Genomic DNA, 276 nt, shown 5'->3' on the forward strand with positions numbered 1-276 from the left:
TGAGAGTGGGGTGTAGAAAGTGCCCATCGCGCCACAAACGTCATTCATGCACTTGGTGCGATACTCACCAGGCAGAGCAGCAATCCAGCCAAAAACAAAGTCAGCAGGCATCGGGGACTCTTCTTTAAGGATCCGCTCTATCTGCTTACACTTCGTTTTTTGCCATCGCTGAAAGGCGTCAGCATCATTAGGCTCTTCACCCAAAGCACCGGACTCGATCAGGTTGCTAATCAATGCACCCTTGACGAACTCATCACGGCGCACGTTAGTTGCTTC

General features: G+C 51.1%; 1 protein-coding gene. It reads right to left on the reverse strand.

Translation table 11 applies throughout. The annotated features are described in order from the left end of the window. Positions 1–264 (reverse strand): hypothetical protein (locus GUI70_RS23150; RefSeq protein ID WP_161884564.1); only part of this gene is annotated, 264 nt, incomplete at its 3' end. Positions 265–276 lie beyond the last annotated feature (12 nt).

This window comes from Deinococcus alpinitundrae (genome assembly GCF_009982895.1).
GTDB classification, from domain to species: domain Bacteria; phylum Deinococcota; class Deinococci; order Deinococcales; family Deinococcaceae; genus Deinococcus; species Deinococcus alpinitundrae.